Source organism: Clostridium sulfidigenes (genome assembly GCF_052067195.1).
Classification (GTDB): domain Bacteria; phylum Bacillota; class Clostridia; order Clostridiales; family Clostridiaceae; genus Clostridium_J; species Clostridium_J sulfidigenes.
Genome location: NZ_JBQHQR010000007.1, coordinates 60478 through 77883, shown reverse-complemented (window position 1 = coordinate 77883; position 17406 = coordinate 60478). Strand labels below are relative to the sequence as shown.

Genomic DNA, 17406 nt, shown 5'->3' with positions numbered 1-17406 from the left:
AATTTAGGGGGCATGGGAATGAGTAATAAAGTTTTAAAACCTGACGTTAAAGAAGATAAATCATTACAAATAAAATCTCAATCAAATAAATTAGTGATAATTCTTAAGGGGTTATGCTGTGCAAATTGCGCATCAAAAATTGAAAAAGAATCTCAAAATATTACTAATGTTAGTAGTGCTATAGTTGATTTTGTAGCTCAAAAACTTATTCTAGAAGTGGAAAACAATAGCGATAAAGATAACATTGTTGAAATGGTTAATCAAATTGTTAAAAGGATTGAACCTGATGTAAAAGTATATGTTGAAGAAGGAAATCAGAACAGAAAGCAAAGATCCCATGATCATAATCATGATCATGAGCATGAAAATAGCAAAAAGGAATTTGTAAGACTTGGAGTTGGTGCAGCAATTTTTGCCATTGCTACAGCTTTTAAATTTAATTTTTATGTTGAGTTATCATTGTTTTTAGTTAGTTATCTCCTTGTTGGTGGAGAAGTTGTATTAAGAGCATTGAAAAATATTAGAGGAGGTCAAATTTTTGATGAAAACTTCCTTATGAGTATAGCTACTATAGGAGCTTTTGCTATTGGTGAGTTCCCAGAAGGTGTAGCAGTTATGCTATTCTATCAATTAGGTGAAATATTCCAAGGTATGGCTGTAAATCGCTCAAGAAAATCCATAGCAGAATTAATGGATATAAGACCGGATTTTGCGAACTTAAAAATTGGTAGTGATATTAAAAAGGTATCACCAGAAGAGGTTAATATAGGTGATATTATAGTTGTGAGACCTGGGGAAAAGGTTCCTCTAGATGGTAAAGTAATTGAAGGAATTTCTATGGTAGATACTTCTGCACTTACTGGTGAATCAGTTCCTAGAGAGGTAGAAATAGGAGATAATGTACTAGGCGGAGTTATTAATAAAAATGGACTATTAACTATAGAAGTAGAAAAAGAATTTGGAGATTCTACTATTGCTAAGATACTTGATTTAGTTCAAAATGCAAGTAGTAAAAAAGCTCCCACAGAAAACTTTATAACAAAATTTGCAAGATATTATACACCTGCTGTGGTTTTCTCTGCTTTAGCATTAGCTATATTGCCACCACTATTTATAAGTGGAGCTACCTTCTCAGAGTGGATATATAGAGCATTAGCCTTTTTAGTAGTATCTTGCCCATGTGCTTTAGTTGTATCTATTCCCCTTGGTTTCTTTGGTGGTATAGGTGGAGCTTCGAAAAATGGAATACTTGTTAAAGGTGGAAACTATCTTGAGGCATTAAATAATGTAGAAGTTGTAGTATTTGATAAAACTGGAACATTAACTAAGGGTGTATTTAAGGTGACAGAAATACAACCTCAAGGCAATGTATCAAGAGATGAACTTATCACTTATGCAGCCTTTGCTGAGAGCTTTTCTAATCATCCAATAGCAACTTCTATTGTTAAAGCATATAGTAAGGAAATAGATAATGAATCAATTGAAAATTATGAAGAGATTTCAGGACATGGTGTAAAAGCCACTGTTTTAGGAAAAGAAGTTTTAGCAGGTAATTATAAGTTAATGAATAAAGAAAATATATCCTATGCACAAGTTGAAACAATAGGTACTGTAGTGCATGTTGCTGTTAATAAAGAGTATGCAGGATATATAGTTATCTCAGACGAAGTGAAAGAAGATTCAGCTAAGGCAATTAAAGCTTTAAAAGAAATTGGTGTTAGAAAAACTGTTATGCTTACAGGAGATAACAAAGTTGTTGGAACTAAAGTTGCCAAGCAATTAGGGTTAGATGAAGTATATTCAGAGTTATTACCAGATCAAAAGGTTGAAAAAGTAGAAGCATTAGATAAAGAAAAATCCTCTAAAGGCAAGTTAATATTTGTTGGTGATGGAATAAATGATGCTCCAGTTTTAGCAAGAGCAGATATCGGTATAGCTATGGGTGGTGTTGGATCAGATGCGGCAATAGAAGCTGCTGACGTTGTAATAATGACTGATGAACCTTCAAAGATTGCATCTGCAATAAGAATAGCTAAGAAAACAAGAGCAATAGTAATGCAAAATATTGTTTTTGCTTTAGGTATTAAAGCAATAATATTAGTACTTGTAGCTCTTGGATTAGGAACTATGTGGGAGGCTGTATTTGGTGATGTAGGTGTAACACTAATTGCGGTACTAAACTCCATGAGAGCAATGAAAACAGCGCAATAAATTAATTCTTAATCCTCAATATTCTTAAATAGCGTAACAAATATTTAATTAAATAACGTATCCATAATACCGTATTATTCAATATGAATATGCGGTATTTTTGTTTTGTAATTCAAATATATTATGCAATTTGTAGAAAATGCGAACTAGACAATAAATTATGTTCTTTGAGAATTGAATAATACAGTGTTAAGAAGTAAGATATTTTACTTTTGTTACAAAAATAACCATATAAGACAGTGTAAATATGATATAATTACCATTAGTTAAGTTAAAATAGTAAAAAATTGCGTATCGTCTTAATAAATAATATAATTGACTTAATACAAATAGGGAGTGTGATATCATGAATATTAATCTCATGGATAGAAAAATGCTTAAAATACTCTGTGCAAAGTCTGTAAGTATGAGTTTGCGCGACAATTTGCACAGAGATAGATATTTAGTCGCTTTTCATAAATAAATTCATACATATACAGGCTTTGTTTCCTTAATTAAATAATAAATTTAAGGAAGTGAGCTTTATGAAATATGTAAGAATTGATAGAATATTACCAGATGATTTAGTTAAAGAAATTCAAAAGTATATTCAAGGTGAATATATATATGTCCCTTCCCCTCCTGAAAAGAGAAAAAAATGGGGTGAAAAATCTAAAAGCCGAGATTATATAAAAGCTAGAAATGCAAAGATATTAAACCAATATATGGGTGGGCAATCAATTAGCAATCTTGCTGAAGAATTCTTCCTTTCACATAGTAGTATTAAGAAAATTGTGTATAAAAAAGATAACTAGTAAAAAGCTACCACTCTTGTAATGTGTGGTAGCTTTTGTATAAAAGATGATATAGAAACGATTATTATCTTTCTTAAAAAATATAGAAGCTTTAAAATGATATTGAACATAAAATTCATTTTAAAAATGAATTTGTAATTATTCTCGTAGATATTAGAACAAAAGGAGAGAGTCAAAATGAATAAAAAAATATCATTAATTCATTCTACAAATTTAGCTTCAGTAGATTATGCTTATGCTGGACGTATACCTTCAGGAATGGACATATTATTTTTGGCGGGTGCATGTCCCATTAATAGAGACGGAGAAGTACCCAATTTGAGTGATTATGAGCTTCAGGCAAAACTTTGTGTAGAGAATTTGAAGGAAGCACTGAAGGACTGTGGGGCCACTTTGGAAGACGTTGTATATACCAGAGTTCTTGTAGCATCTCAAAATCAGTCAGATTTGGTAACTGCATGGGAAACAATAAGAAAAGAGTTTGGTAACCATGATGTTCCAAGCACCTTATTTGGAGTTTCAGTATTAGGATATACAAATCAATTGGTAGAAATTGAAGCAGTAGCAGCAGTAGAAAATAATTCAAAATGATTGAAGTATAGAGTTGAACTAATTCACACCATTCTTATTTAACGTAACAACTGAAAAGACGATCGATTTATTAAAACACTGTATTATTCAAATTTGAATTTTACAGTGTTTTTTACGTCACATTTCAAATAAATAATGAGATAACCAAGAGACACGCCAACCGTATGTTCTTATATAATTGTTCTTTTACAATGTATTAATATATGTTGTAAAATATGTTATAATATAGGATATAAAATCAAATATAAGTATCTTTTGTACAAAAATATGAACTTATTTTATAGTGATTGGAGTGAAAAAATAAAAGTTTCTGAATGTTGGAACATTAATAAATTTACAATACATAAGGCTAAAATTGATTAAAATAAAGGAGGAATATAGATGTTTGAGTTCAAAGATTTTGATTACTTAACTGATGGCGAGATTGATTTAAAGATTGTTGAAAAAACTCCAGCTAATGAGGAAAAAGGTTATGTACCTGCATATAAATATAGAATTACGCTACATGATTCAGATGATAGTATAGGTGCTATTGATATACGAATTGGGTATAATGAAAATTTATATTATGGTGGTCATATTGGTTATAGAGTTGAAGAAAACTATAGGGGAAATAATTATGCTTCAAAGGCTTGTAAAATTATCAAAGATGTAGCCATTGCACATGGAATGAATAGACTTATAATAACTTGCAATCCAGATAACTACCCATCTCGAAAAACTTGCGAAAAAGCAGGACTTAAACTTAAAGAGATAGTAGGTTTGCCACCATATAATGAACTGTATCTAGATGGAGAAAGACAAGAGTGCATATATGAATGGATTTTAGAATAGTTATTGCTCATAATTTTCTACAGAAAAAGTAATTGTAAAGTATCTATATTGAGCACTATAGGTGAACTTTATCGGAAATGGGGAATTATAGTATGTCAAATTCAAGAAAGTTGGTTGGACACCTACCATCAGCTGGAGTTATTATAGTAGATGAAAAAAATAGGGTGCTACTGCAACTAAGAACTGATAATAATAAATGGAGTATTCCAGGCGGTGCCATGGTTTTAGGTGAAACTACAGAGGAAGCTGCAAAAAGAGAAGTTTTTGAGGAAACCAATTTAGTTGTGGAAGAGCTTAGTCTATTTAATGTTTATTCTGGAGAAGAACAACATTGGATTTATCCTGATGGAAACGAAGTATATTTTATTAGTATTGTGTATGTAACAAACAGATTTAACGGAACTATGAAAGTTGATGGAATTGAAGGTAAGGAGTTAAAATTCTTTGATATAAATAACTTACCTCAGGAAATTACACCATCCAATAAGCCTATTTTAAATGATGTGAAAAATAGATTCAAACATATTTTTAGCTTAAAGGTGGGGAAGAGTATTTGATTCTTGAGAATCTCTTTAATGAGGTGCTTTTTATATATGAACAAATATTTTATTGTAATTATGTACAATAAGTTTGTAGTCTTAAAACTACAAATTAACCGTTTTAAGACAATATATAACAACTTGCAAAGGAGGAGGGGATATTTTGAGTTATGTTTTTATTCCTATGAATAAAGAATATGCAAATGAGATTGCATATAATTGGAAATATAATGGAGTATATTCATTCTATGACATGATAGCTGACGAAGATGATTTAAAAGAATTTCTTAATGAAGATAATTGGGAAGGACATTATTTCGCAATTCTTAATGATGAATGTGAGTTAGTTGCTTATTACTCATACTACTTTGAAGGTGGTATTCTGTGGATAGGGTTTGGTCTAAAGCCTGAATTAACTGGAAGAGGGATCGGAGCTGAATTTGTAGTTGCTGGTATTAACTTTGGGATAAAAGAATTTGAGTATAAGAAAGATTATATTATGTTGGCAGTTGCCTCATTTAATAAGCGAGCAATAAAGGTATATGAGAACATAGGCTTCCAGTTTGTAGAGAAATATATGCAAAAAACAAATGGTGGAGAATTTGAGTTTGTTAAGATGAAAAAAATAATATAAATAATAATGAAACTGATTTTTGTGAATTAATCTAGAATATGATTATTGGAAAGATAATATTTCAAGTTTGGTTTTGAATTATAAATCATTCTGTTGTGATCAGTTGTAAATCATAAACAAAAATAAATTCATAATGTTGAAATTACAAATGAATAGTAGTAAAAAGTGCATAGTAGAGTTTTAAATATAGTGAGGTGAAAAAATTGAACAGAGTTGAAATTGTAAGAGCATATGTTGAGGATATATTAAAAAATATTTCATCTGAAGATGATCGAAAAACTGCATATATCCATACATATAGTGTTGCAGAAGCTTGTTCGTTTATCGCAGACAAACGTAGGCTCAACACAGAACTAGCCTATATCAGTGGTCTATTACATGACATATATGCTTACAAGACTGGAATTTACTTTGGTCATGCGTATAATTCAACTGAAATGTCACGTGTTGCACTCCGAAAAATGGATGTATTTTCTGATGATGAGAAAATACTTATTTTATCGGCAATTTATCATCACAGCGATATCGCGCATATCCATGATGAATATGATGAAATCTTAAAGGATGCTAATATTTTACAGCCATTTTTATATGATCCATCATCAAAAATCTATTATCTTGCTATTCCAAGGTTTAACAATATGTTGAATGAATTTAATATAAAAGCTGTACCAATAGAATATGGATATAGTCCAAATGAACATGCACAATTTCAAAATAAAAGAGTGTTGTTAGCAAATATAGCAGAAGAACTTGCTGTTAAAAGAATAGCTGGAGAAGAAACAGACAAAAATTTCTTAGAAATTATAAAATATTACCCAGAAGCGTCGGCGTTTAAAGAATTAAAAAATGGTTGGTGCGCAGCATTTGTCTATCATTGTTGCTTAAAAGCAGGAATTCAATTACCACTAAAACCAACTCCAGCAACTTTCAGACTTGCTGGAGTTGGAGCATGGTATGAATGGAGTAAACATAACAATTTTTGCTTTTATGAACAGGAGAGCTTTGTTCCAGCACGGGGCGATATTGTGATTTATAACAATATTATTCCTGTTGAAAATAAACCAAAAGGTTCACCTTCGCATGACCATATAGGAGTTGTACTTGCTTGTGAAGGTAAACAGATTTCTGTTGCAGAGGGTAATATTGATAACAACAATTTGTCGGGAATAGTAACACGTAAGCGGGATATTACAATCGGATGCTATGTGCGAATTCCAAATGATTATGTTTATGATGGTTGGAAATATGATTATAAAACAGGTGAAATTCGCAATGTAGATTATAAGTCGAATCTTTAGTGAGAGTTTAGTACTTAAAATACACCCTCCAACTAAAGATAAAAATAGAAGGGGAAAGGATATTTTATAGAGAATCTGGACAACTGTGGCAAATAGGTAATTTTCAAAAGGATAAAAAACACGGTAATTGGATAAGGTTTAATAAAGATAATAAAGAGGAATATAATGAGAATTTCAAGGATGGGAAACTTATTAAAGTAAAATAGTAATATGAATAATTATAATAAATTGAAAGTAACTAGTACTTATATAGGGAGGTGTAAAACAATAATGAACAGAATAGAGGTCTTGAGACAATATATTGATGAAATACTTTTGAATATGACAGATGTTGAAGAAAGAAGATGTGCTTACTTGCATCTATATGGAGTTGCTCAATCTTGTACATTAATTGCATTAAAGCGTGGAGTAAACGCCGAACTTGCGACAATGACAGGTATGCTTCATGATATATATACCTATGCTAAAATGGATACAAAAGAGCATGCATAAAAAGGTTCTATCATGGCAAGAGAAATATTAACATCATTACGGATAACAAATGATTATGAAACTAAATTGATTTGCCATGCTATTTATGTTCATAGTAATAAAGAATTAATTCACACTGAATTTGATGAAGTTTTAAAAGATGCTGATGTACTTCAGCATTGTTTATATAACCCTTTGTTCGAAATAAAGCCACATGAAAAAAACAGGTATAAAAAAATCAAATCTGAATTTGGTATTGGGTAAGGTTAGAATAGTATTGATGTATAATGGAGGTTATTAAATGAATGAATTTTATTATAAAGGATTAGCTAACAGTTTTAATGGAGCTTATTTAGATCAAGACTCAGAGTGGATTTATTATTGTAATCCATTAGATGATATGTAGTGATCAAGTTAAATTATATATATCTTCTTAGATTACACTTTAATGAGATGTTCTTAGTATATACATACATTTCATTGTCAATTAGATTATGGTAGGTGTGTATAATTATGAATGAGATGAATAATATTCTTATATTATTCATTAGCCAAGGATGGAGTGTAATGAAAGATTATATGTTATTGTAACCTATTGAGAACTAGTGACCTTTTAAATTCGTATATAATTTAGATTTATTTATGGTATAAGTTTAAATATTAGATATATGAAAGGGGTCAAATCAATGAAAAAAATTATTATAGGAATTTTAGCTCTATGCATTATTGGAGCTATAGCCGTAGCTATATATGTATCACATACAAAGACAAATATTTCTATTTGTAAGGAAACTACTAACCCAATACAGAATGATAATAATCAGTACACTGAAGAAGAGGTTAAACGGGTTAAATTGTATGTTGCAGTTATGAGTGCAGCCTTTCAAATAGAGAATGGAGGAAACGGCTTCATTGCTGTACAAAAAGACACATTAGACGGACTTATAGAAGAAAAGGCAAAGGAAGATGTACTTGAAGGACTTAAAAGTCTATCAGAAAATGTATATTGGTATGAAGATGTTAAAGATGATAAATCACTTTTTGAATTTGATGACAATGGCATGATATCAAGAACTTTAAATGGAACAATGCTTTCAATTAAAGTAGAGCAATTTAAGAATAATAAAGCTGTGGTTGAATCTACTTCCTGGTTTGGCAACTTAGGAGCAGTTTTCCCAAAATATAAAGCTGTCTATAAAAATGGTCAATGGGAATTAGAAGTTGTAAGTATGGCTATATCATAACAATATTAATGTATAATTTTATTAGATACTGCATTAAAGCATCTCTTAAAGGAGGTGCTTTTTAATATATAGTCATACATATTATTGTAATTATGTTATAATAAGTTTACAATTGTATAACTTATATTTTAGGATGGTGTATTTAGAATGAAAAATTTGAAACTTGTTTGTTTTGACTTGGATGATACTCTCATTAGAGAAATTCATTCCGTTATGTTGCCATGCATTTTAAATGGGAAAGAAAAAGAGCACTCTCTCATTCAAGAACAGGAAGAAAAAGGACTGCTTGACTATATATCAGCAGATTACCTTAGATCAGAATTACTTTTAGGTCTTGAAGAATGTAAAATCGCTCAATCTTTTTTAGAGATTGCAAAACCTTTAAAAAATATCAAGAGTGTAGTTGAAGCATTACATGAACAAAATATTAAATGCATTGTTATTACTGTAGGTCCAAAGCAAGTAGCCAAAGTTGTATGTGATATTTGGGGATTTGACGATTATTATGGTAGTGATTATGAAGTAGTTGAAGGAGTATTTACTGGAAAAATTCTTAATTACATTGGAGCGGAACAAAAAATTGAGTGTTTACAAGATTTTTGTAGTAACAATAGTATCAAACCCGAAGAATGCATTGCCGTAGGTGATGGTTTAACAGATATTCCAATTTTTCAATACTGTGGAGGCTCTATCGCAATAAACAGCTCACCGAAAGTTAAAAAGAGTGCACTGTATGCAGTTGATACAGACGATTTGACGGACATTCTTAAATATATAGGAGAAGTTATCAAAGTTTTATAAAAATATTGGGTAAAGATAGTGTTAAGTGTGCAGAATTAGTTTCTAATGCAATGAACATATATAATATAGTTGGATATTACATGTTATATATTGCTTGTGGTACTGGAATACTTGCAATAAAATTAAAGAATATGAATTTTGAAGTTATTGAAATTGATATTTCTGAGGATATGATTAATGTAGCCAAGGAGACTACAGCAGCAATTAAATTTGAAGTTGTGGATATGAAAAATTTTAACCTGAATAAAAAATTCCATATTATATTCAGTTAAAAAACTTTACACTAACGAATAAAATTAAGGGGGAATAATATGTGGAGGTAGTTATGAATATCTTTAAAAATCTCAAAGCTAAGCTATTTATAAGAATAGGGGTTATTTTATTGTGTTTAATTGAAATTTCAATTCTTGTAATGGTATTCTTTAAGTATGATACAGTTATAAGTTATGGATTTTTCACAATACTTATCCCATTTCAAGTATTGTGGTGGTTTAACTTAACTGGTAATAATACTAAAGTTCAAATAACCAACAGACAAAAGATATCTACAATAATTATTAGTATTTCTAGTATATTAATTGCCATATCGATACCTGCTGCATTACCTAAATATACCTACGTAGAAGGGAAAACAATTTTAGAAGAATCCTTAAATAAAGATGATAGTATGAAGTTTTTAGTTGAGGCGGATTATGTTTATACAATTGATGTCACACCTTTTCATAAACCTTTCCCTAAATCTTTATTTATAAATAATAAATTCTACTATTATGAAATAATCATTAATGATAATCTAAGATATTTTGCAATAAATCCCCTCACAGGTGAGAGAGTAGAGCTGGCAGATAGCTTTTATCACTAATATAGTTATAAATGAAAATTGTAAATTAGTACGAACATTATTCAATTAAATAAGAGCGATATATATTGAATAAACTCTAATATATATTGAAAATTTTAAGGTGGTAAAAGAATGAGGATATTTCAAACATGTTTTTTTATAATTGGAATCATATTCTGGTTAATAATAGGACTTATAATAGCACTAAATTCTAATTGGCTTTTAGGCATTAAAAAAAATACAACGAAAGAAAAACATAGATATAATTATTTAGAAAGTTTTTCTAAAAGAAAAAGATGGGATATAAGTAAGGTTAGTCCATGGAAAGTTATTTGGTTTATAATCGTTATGGGCATAACAATTTACTTTCTTAAACCGAACTTTCTTGATATTCCTCAATTAATAACTGGAAAACTAAATTATGTCACTGGGGAAGTAGTAGAAATAAAACATTACAGCAAAGACCCAACAGACTATGTTTATCTGTCTACTGGAGAAGAGGTTGAATTTTTCTTTTCATCTGGTGTAAGTAAATATGATTTTTATAAAATAGGATATCTAACCCATACCCATAAAGCAATTTATTGTGAGAAAATCGTTTTGGGCAGTAATAATGAAAAGACAGGAAAAGTTATAGGGTTTCCTTTTAAAGATATCTTGTTGTTCATTGCTATACTAGGTGCAATATTCTTTTTAGCATTTATTTCACCATTTATTAAATTGAAAGTATTCATACCAACAAATATAATTGCCATTCCGACATTTGCTTATTATTTTACGAAATATGGAATGCAAAATGGTATTTGGTTTTCGTTTAAAAATGAAGGCATATCTGGTTTAATTATAGGCATTATATTTTCATTAATGATATTTTTTATATATTTACTTGAAAAACGACAGTCCGATGATTTCTATAAAACTTATTTTTGTGCTCAATTATTTTCGATTTGTGAAATAGGATTACTTATATGTGTAGTGTTTAATTTGGACTAAAATAAACTAATACTAAAAGAATATTTTTAAACTATATATCAGATAACTATTTCACAGTATTGCTCGGTTTTCAAATGACAAGTTAAAATCTAATTACTTCATATTTTTCTTATCTTGTCTATAAGTCAATTGATATATTAAAATAAAAAAAATTATACTTTTACCTAATTTAGAACACATCTAGGTATATACTTAACTATTTACATAGGTAAAAATGTATATAGAGAACTATTTAAATATAAAAATATGAACCTATTTAACTATAGAAATATTTAACTATTAAACTAGTTGTTGTCGCCATGCGGGTTTCAGAGGTTTTCATATTTTGAAAGTGGGATTTAATATACCTAAAAATGAAAAATATAGAATGTTGGAGGTTAATCTATGTTACATCTTGAAAAGGTTAAAATTGAAGATGCTCATAATATCATAGAGGTTAGAAGACTTGCTTATACAGATGAAGACATTAGATTCGGTGAAAGTAAAGGAGAATATTTGAAATACATTGGAGATGCAAATTTTGTTTCATGGTGTATAAGTAAATATCCTCTCTATAAGATAATGTTGGATGAAACAATAATCGGAACATTTTGGTTAGATCATGAAACTGATAACAGACCTAACCATTTTGAATTACAGGATTTTTGTATACTTCCTGAATACCAAAATGAGGGGTATGGAAGAAAAGCAATGGAACTTATGGAAAAACTACATCCGAATGTGGAAATATGGTCATTGTCAACATTCGGATGTAGTGTTAGAAATCAACATTTATACGAAAAAATGGGGTATGAGAAAATTGGACAAACAGAGAGTAGCATTTATTATGAAAAGGGTGTAAAACACTAATTTCTATTTGATAAAAAATGCCAATAGTTAGCTATTGTTCATTTGACAGCCCAGGTAGTATTTAGTTTTGGTAGAGGTTCAATTTTAATTAGATAATATTTTGTATGAAGCATTTTTTTTATTTTTGAATTAAAAAGTTAGAAAGAAGATATAAAATTATATAAAAAATAAGGCCTAGAACTATTTCTAGGCCTTGATTTTTCTTAGCATAGTTTATCTGATTGAGTTTAATATTCTTTACAGTGTTTGTTTGCATGAGGTAACTGTAACTTCTAATGTTCTTGTAAGGAATGGGCATTTTTCTTTCATCATCTTAAAGTTATCTCCATCTTTTAGGAATTTGGCAGTTCCTTCAAGTAAAAATCCAGTTCCCATATATTTGTAGCCCATTACTTCCTTACTACCAAGAGTCAATTTAACTTTAGGGTTAGCATTAATATTTTCTTCTGTTTTAATCATAGCTGCTGCAGGAATTAAGATTTTATTTTCTTCTATAACAATTAAATAACTGTTCCATGTATTAGCGACATGAACTGTATTATTTGCACAAGTAACAATAGAAACTACTCCTTCATGATTTAGTACCTCAAAAAATTTATCTGTAAACATTTCACATTCCTTCTTTCTTATAAATTATGGATAAGAATTATCGTGGACAATAGTTGTCTTTAATAAGAATATAATTTTTTTTCCCTTTTGTCAATGGAGATATTTTGTAAGAGAGTATATATTTAATGGAACATGATTATCTTGAAGAAGAATAAATAATAGGATATTATTAATAAAAGACTATATATATCAAAGGAGTATGAAAAATGAAATTTTCAGTAGGAGTAGAATATGCAATACATTGTTTATTATATATGGTAAATTTAGAAGAAGGTAAATCTGTGGGAATAAAGGATTTGGCGGCATTTCAAGGTATCTCAGAAACTTACTTATCAAAAGTATATGCAAAATTAAGTAAGTCAGGAATTGTAAAATCTATACCAGGTGTAAAAGGTGGTTATGCACTAGCTCGTAGTGCAGGAGAAATAACATTTTGGGATGTTGTTGAAGCAGTAGAAGGAACTGAATCATTTTTTCAATGTGCAGAAATTAGACAAAAAAATATATTATTAGATAAAGAGAATTTGCCAGATACACATACCAAATGTCCTTGTTTAATAAAAGTTGTAATGTTAGAGGCAGAAGATGAAATGAAAAAATATTTAAATAATAAGACATTAGCATGGCTATATGATGAGGTGTATAATAAAAAGCTTCCAAAAGATGTGGAAAAAGCAACAATTGAATGGTTTAGTAATAAAAGGAAATAAAATAAGGTGAACTACACCTTATTTTATTTCCATATTTTAGATTTTTTTCATTATATTTTAGGAAATCTATAATTTAAATTAACTTCATTTATTTACTTTTAGTTAAATTGACGTGGTCTTATTTATATATATTTGTTATAATATTCCATAAATAAAAATTCTAGGGGGAACTTCGTATGAATACAGCAACATTTCTAGAAATATTAACAGTAGCAGAAAAACTAAAATGCAATACTAGGCACTCATGGACATCGAGTGGACGCCATGAAAGTGTAGCAGAACATAGCTGGCGTACTGCATTAATGGCATTATTAATGCGTGATGAATTTCCAGAGATTGATATGAACAAGGTAATTCGTATGTGTTTGATTCATGATTTAGGTGAAGCCTTTACTGGTGATATTCCTACATTTGAGAAGAAAGAAGAAGATAGTGAAAAAGAGGATGAGATGTTTTTCCAATGGATCGCAACCTTCCATACTCCTTATCGTGAGGAATTCACAGAGCTTTTAAAGGAAATGAATGAACGTAAGACTGATGAAGCAAAGCTTTACAAAGCCTTAGACAATTTAGAAGCAGTCATTCAACATAACGAGGCGGATATTAGTACTTGGATTCCGCTAGAATATGACTTGCAATTTACTTATGGTGCGGATAAGGTGGAATTCTCTCCTTATTTAAGAGAGCTGAAGAAAGAAATTGACCAAAGAACGAAAGAAAAAATAGCTCATAATAATGAAGCTTAGTTTTTTAGAATAAATAATAGTGACTTATAGGGTGAATTTTTATTCACCCTATAAAATTACCATTGAACTTTTTATATATTGAGTTATAATTAGGTAAAGTTGTAATTTACCTAAAAATATAATTTTAAAAGGAGTAGTTGTTGTGAGAAAGCTTTTGTTAATAGGTGAAAGAATTTATTTGGAAACACTTACAACCAAAGTTAGTGCAAAAACCCTTCAAGAAAACATAAATGATTTTGATCAGACAAGATATATGCATGAAGTTCCATACCCATATACTTTAGAAGATGCTGAAAGCTATATAAAGTACTTAAATTCTATAAAAGATGATTCTTGCATTGAACTGGGTATTTTCAATAGAAATACAGATGACTTTATAGGAGTTGTTTCCTTAAGTAATATTAATTATCAATATGAAAATGGAGAAATTGGATATTGGATAAGAAAAAAATTTTGGAATAAGGGTTATACCAAAGAAGCAACACAAATGCTTATTAGGTATGCATTTCAGGAACTAAAGTTAACTAGGATATATGCAACTTTACAAAAGGAGAATACAGGCTCTTTAGCTTTATTAACCAGTTTAGGATTTCAAGTAGAAGGATTAATGAGAAAAAGTGTTAAAAATAAGGGGAAACTAGTTGATAGATATATGTGTTCACTCCTTAGAGAAGAATATGATGATACCCATGAAAATGCACAAAAAATCATAGTATAGGTCTTAAATTGGTGGATTTAAATAGCTATGTTGATACAATTTTTAAATGTATTTACATAATATATTAAAAATGGTATAATAAAAAAAACGCCAAGAGGAGGAAGTAAGTTATGAAACCAGCTATTTGCTAATATTAATTTTAATTTAATAATTAATATATTTTATAATGAGTTTTATTTTACCTAATTATATTTAGGTTTTATTGTTGTGCTCTTTATGGAATAAGGCATTTAGAAGGTAACTTACTTTATTGAAATTAAATACTATAATTTATAATATTTCAAAAAGCTTTAACTATTGGAGGAAACGCTTTTGAAGAGTTATATAATGAGATATATAGCATAATAATATGTTTTTAACCTATATCTTATTTAAGTAAATTATAATAGTATTAGAGTATTTCTGACTGTAAGAAGAAACCATCTTCTTACAGTTTTTTATTTTTAAATAATAAAAAGTTATAATAATTAAGGTGTTTTTGTGCCTATCCATGAAATGCATAATTAGAATTATGGATGGAAGAAGGAATTTTTATGTTTGAATTAACATTAAATGGTGTAAAAAAATATATGGATGCAACTCTTGTTCTTAAAAATATATCCTTTCAGATTTATTCAGGAGAAAAAGTTGGTATAGTAGGGGTTAATGGAAGTGGAAAGAGTACTGTTCTTAAGTTAATAGCAGGAGTGTTACCAATGAATTATTGTATTGGGTATCCGGGAGCTACAAGTCCAGGATATGATGAAGGTTTTATTTGTAAGCCTAGAGAAGCTACTTGTGCATACCTTGAGCAAATTCCTAAGTATGAAGATGGCATAAAGGTTATTGATGTTCTAAAATTAGCTTTTGAAGAAGTTTATAGCATAGAGAATAAAATGCGTGAATTAGAAGAAAGAATGAAGTTTTTAGAAGATAATAATTTAGAAAAAGCTTTAAAGCAGTATAGCCAATTAGTTGAATTATATGAAGTTAAAGATGGATACAATACAGAAGAAAAATTAAGTAGGATTTGTACGGGGTTAAAATTAGATGAAAGCTTTTTAAATAAAGAGTTTAATTTATTAAGTGGCGGTGAAAAAACTACGGTTGTCCTTGGCAAACTGCTCATAGATAACCCAGATATATTACTACTAGACGAGCCTACAAATCATCTGGATATGGAGTCAACTGAATGGCTTGAAGCTTATCTTAAAAGCTACAATGGTATTGTAATTATTGTAGCTCATGATAGATACTTTTTAGATAATGTGGTAACAAAGATTATAGAAATAGAGGATATGGAAAGTAAGACTTATAAAGGAAATTATTCTGATTTTTCAAAGCAAAAAGAAGAGAATATCCTTGAACAATTTCACCAATATAAGGAGCAGCAAAAGGAGATTAAGAATGTACAGAACGCTATAAAGGAGTTAAGGGATTGGGCAGCTAGGGTAGATAATAATAAATTCTTTAAACGAGCTGCTAGTCTACAAAAAAAGCTTGATAAGATGAAAAGTAGTGATACCGAAAGTAATAAATTTTATCGAACAAGAGGTCAATATGTAAGAACTGAAAAACCAAAGTTTGAAAGAAAGAATATGAAGCTTAACTTTAAAGATGGTGAAAGATCTGGTAATGAGACAATTAAAGCTGAAGGACTTTCTAAATCTTTTGATGATAAGGTAATTTTAAGAGATGTAGATTTATTGATTCATTTCGGTGAAAGAGCAGCATTAATAGGCCCAAACGGTAGTGGTAAAACTACTTTCTTGAAAATGCTCTTAGATGAAGAAAAGCCAGATTCTGGTGTAGTGGAATTAGGTGCTAATGTAATGGCTGCATATTTACCACAGAAAATCACCTTTAAAAATGAGGAGTTTACTGTACTAGAGTGCTTTAGAGAAGATATTTCAATACTTGAAGGTCAAGCACGTGAATATCTATCAAAATTCATGTTTTATGGGAATAGTGTGTTTAAAAAAGTAAAGCATTTATCTGGGGGAGAGAGAATAAGACTAAAGCTTGGTAAGCTATTATATGAAGATGTAAATTTATTGATACTGGATGAGCCTACTAATCATCTTGATATTGACTCCATAGAAAACTTTGAAGAAGCTCTAGAAGATTTTAAAGGAACTATATTTTTCATATCCCACGATAGATATTTTATTAATAAAATAAGTGAAAGAGTAATTGCCATTGAAGACAATGGTTTTAAAAGCTATCCTGGAAATTATGATTATTATAAAAATGTAAAAGAACAGCTTAAGCTACAAGAGATTAAAGAGCCCGTGATAAAACAGGAAAAAGTTAAGAAACCTAAAAAGGTTGATGAGGATAAACAGAAGGAAGTGGAAAAGGCTAAGGTTGAAAGAATCATTGAAGTCCTTGAAAATGAAATAAAGGATATTGATGTTGCCATGACTGATGAAAAGTTGGATTATGAAAATCTTAATAAGTTATACTGCAAAAAAGAAGAGTTAAGTAGTAAGCGTGATGAAGCTATGGAATTGTGGGTAAGTTTAAATTAATACCTATAGG

20 protein-coding genes are annotated in these 17406 nt (G+C 29.5%); 19 read left to right on the top strand and 1 reads right to left on the bottom strand.

The window, feature by feature from the left end:
- Window positions 1-18: 18 nt before the first annotated feature.
- From ACTNBA_RS09995 to ACTNBA_RS09925, 15 genes are all read left to right on the top strand, one after another.
- Window positions 19-2211 (top strand): heavy metal translocating P-type ATPase, encoded by a 2193-nt coding sequence (locus tag ACTNBA_RS09995; protein ID WP_441073816.1) that lies wholly within the window; start codon window positions 19-21, stop codon window positions 2209-2211.
- Window positions 2212-2735: 524 nt separating this feature from the next.
- Entirely contained in the window at window positions 2736-3005 is a 270-nt protein-coding gene (locus ACTNBA_RS09990; protein ID WP_441073814.1) for a CD3324 family protein, read from the top strand.
- Window positions 3006-3182: 177 nt separating this feature from the next.
- The gene (locus ACTNBA_RS09985; protein ID WP_441073813.1) at window positions 3183-3596 is read left to right on the top strand and encodes a RidA family protein; all 414 of its coding nucleotides are present in this window, start codon (window positions 3183-3185) and stop codon (window positions 3594-3596) included.
- A gap of 381 nt (window positions 3597-3977) precedes the next feature.
- Complete coding sequence (locus ACTNBA_RS09980; protein ID WP_441073811.1) at window positions 3978-4430, top strand: GNAT family N-acetyltransferase; 453 nt, start codon at window positions 3978-3980, stop codon at window positions 4428-4430.
- Between the two features lie 92 nt (window positions 4431-4522).
- A complete protein-coding gene (locus ACTNBA_RS09975; protein ID WP_441073809.1) occupies window positions 4523-4987 on the top strand; it encodes an NUDIX hydrolase in 465 nt (154 codons plus the stop codon).
- A gap of 145 nt (window positions 4988-5132) precedes the next feature.
- Window positions 5133-5603 (top strand): GNAT family N-acetyltransferase, encoded by a 471-nt coding sequence (locus ACTNBA_RS09970; RefSeq protein ID WP_441073807.1) that lies wholly within the window; start codon window positions 5133-5135, stop codon window positions 5601-5603.
- Between the two features lie 203 nt (window positions 5604-5806).
- Entirely contained in the window at window positions 5807-6904 is a 1098-nt protein-coding gene (locus ACTNBA_RS09965; RefSeq protein ID WP_441073804.1) for a CHAP domain-containing protein, read from the top strand.
- Between the two features lie 270 nt (window positions 6905-7174).
- Window positions 7175-7396, top strand: a complete 222-nt coding sequence (locus ACTNBA_RS09960) for a hypothetical protein (RefSeq protein WP_441073802.1) — start codon at window positions 7175-7177, stop codon at window positions 7394-7396.
- A gap of 12 nt (window positions 7397-7408) precedes the next feature.
- Window positions 7409-7639, top strand: coding sequence for a hypothetical protein (locus ACTNBA_RS09955; RefSeq protein WP_441073801.1), 231 nt, complete (start codon window positions 7409-7411; stop codon window positions 7637-7639).
- 422 nt (window positions 7640-8061) lie between these two features.
- Window positions 8062-8619: a hypothetical protein gene (locus ACTNBA_RS09950; RefSeq protein ID WP_441073799.1), complete on the top strand. Its 558-nt coding sequence runs from the start codon at window positions 8062-8064 to the stop codon at window positions 8617-8619.
- A gap of 147 nt (window positions 8620-8766) precedes the next feature.
- The gene (locus ACTNBA_RS09945) at window positions 8767-9420 is read left to right on the top strand and encodes an HAD family hydrolase (RefSeq protein ID WP_441073797.1); all 654 of its coding nucleotides are present in this window, start codon (window positions 8767-8769) and stop codon (window positions 9418-9420) included.
- Between the two features lie 5 nt (window positions 9421-9425).
- Window positions 9426-9692 (top strand): class I SAM-dependent methyltransferase, encoded by a 267-nt coding sequence (locus ACTNBA_RS09940; protein WP_441073795.1) that lies wholly within the window; start codon window positions 9426-9428, stop codon window positions 9690-9692.
- A gap of 41 nt (window positions 9693-9733) precedes the next feature.
- Window positions 9734-10282, top strand: coding sequence for a hypothetical protein (locus tag ACTNBA_RS09935; RefSeq protein WP_441073793.1), 549 nt, complete (start codon window positions 9734-9736; stop codon window positions 10280-10282).
- Between the two features lie 111 nt (window positions 10283-10393).
- A complete protein-coding gene (locus tag ACTNBA_RS09930) occupies window positions 10394-11254 on the top strand; it encodes a hypothetical protein (protein WP_441073792.1) in 861 nt (286 codons plus the stop codon).
- A 384-nt stretch (window positions 11255-11638) separates the two neighbouring features.
- Window positions 11639-12103, top strand: coding sequence for a GNAT family N-acetyltransferase (locus tag ACTNBA_RS09925; protein WP_441073790.1), 465 nt, complete (start codon window positions 11639-11641; stop codon window positions 12101-12103).
- A 237-nt stretch (window positions 12104-12340) separates the two neighbouring features.
- Here the strand turns inward: ACTNBA_RS09925 and ACTNBA_RS09920 are convergent, their stop codons facing one another.
- Window positions 12341-12712, bottom strand: coding sequence for a pyridoxamine 5'-phosphate oxidase family protein (locus ACTNBA_RS09920; RefSeq protein ID WP_441073789.1), 372 nt, complete (start codon window positions 12710-12712; stop codon window positions 12341-12343).
- 206 nt (window positions 12713-12918) lie between these two features.
- Here ACTNBA_RS09920 and ACTNBA_RS09915 point away from each other — a divergent pair, with 206 nt between their 5' ends.
- The 4 genes from ACTNBA_RS09915 (at window position 12919) to abc-f (ending at window position 17396) form a co-directional block, all read left to right on the top strand.
- Window positions 12919-13422, top strand: a complete 504-nt coding sequence (locus ACTNBA_RS09915) for an Rrf2 family transcriptional regulator (RefSeq protein WP_346871548.1) — start codon at window positions 12919-12921, stop codon at window positions 13420-13422.
- A gap of 176 nt (window positions 13423-13598) precedes the next feature.
- The gene (locus tag ACTNBA_RS09910; RefSeq protein ID WP_441073787.1) at window positions 13599-14168 is read left to right on the top strand and encodes an HD domain-containing protein; all 570 of its coding nucleotides are present in this window, start codon (window positions 13599-13601) and stop codon (window positions 14166-14168) included.
- Window positions 14169-14310: 142 nt separating this feature from the next.
- The gene (locus tag ACTNBA_RS09905) at window positions 14311-14886 is read left to right on the top strand and encodes a GNAT family N-acetyltransferase (protein WP_441073786.1); all 576 of its coding nucleotides are present in this window, start codon (window positions 14311-14313) and stop codon (window positions 14884-14886) included.
- Between the two features lie 533 nt (window positions 14887-15419).
- The gene (gene abc-f / locus ACTNBA_RS09900; RefSeq protein WP_441073785.1) at window positions 15420-17396 is read left to right on the top strand and encodes a ribosomal protection-like ABC-F family protein; all 1977 of its coding nucleotides are present in this window, start codon (window positions 15420-15422) and stop codon (window positions 17394-17396) included.
- Window positions 17397-17406: the final 10 nt, after the last annotated feature.